General features: G+C 69.2%; 1 protein-coding gene. It reads right to left on the bottom strand.

The features are described 5' to 3' along the window. Positions 1-243: 243 nt before the first annotated feature. Positions 244-504: TRAP transporter large permease subunit (locus RCG67_RS17540; protein WP_368828109.1), on the bottom strand; the 261-nt coding region annotated here is incomplete at its 5' end.

Raw genomic sequence — 504 nt, 5'->3', positions numbered from 1 at the left:
TCGCGGGTGTGCGAGGTGCTGCGGTGGCGTGGGCGCGTCATGGGAACTCGCCTCCCAGGGATGACCCGCTGAGGACCCGTGTTCAGGATGCGCCCGGGGACGGCGATTGCCAAGCACCGAGGTCACCGCGGTCGTCCGGAGCCCCTCCGCGACACCGAGGGCACGGACGCGGGCCTGGATCCACGGAGGTGGATCCAGGCCCGGGTCGGCGAGCGTTCCGGTCGCCGAGCGCCCCTTGCGGGATCAGATCACTCCGACCCACTGCGGGAAGAAGGCGACGATGATCACGACGAGGCCGGCGAGGAGGTAGAAGGGCCACAGGGCCTTGGTGGTCTCGATGACGGAGACCTTGCCGATCGACGCCGAGATGTAGAGGGTGGTGCCGAACGGTGGGGTGTAGAGGCCGATCGCCAGGGTCGTCACCATGATCAGGCCCAGGTGGACGGGATCCATCTCCACGGCGGTGGCCAGCGGGAGCAGCACCGGGGTGAGGAGCAGGATCGC

Source organism: Kocuria cellulosilytica, from assembly GCF_040981245.1.
Classification (GTDB): Bacteria; Actinomycetota; Actinomycetes; order Actinomycetales; family Micrococcaceae; genus Kocuria; species Kocuria cellulosilytica.
The sequence above is the reverse complement of the archived record's forward strand: the minus strand, read 5'-3'. Positions and strand labels throughout refer to the sequence as shown.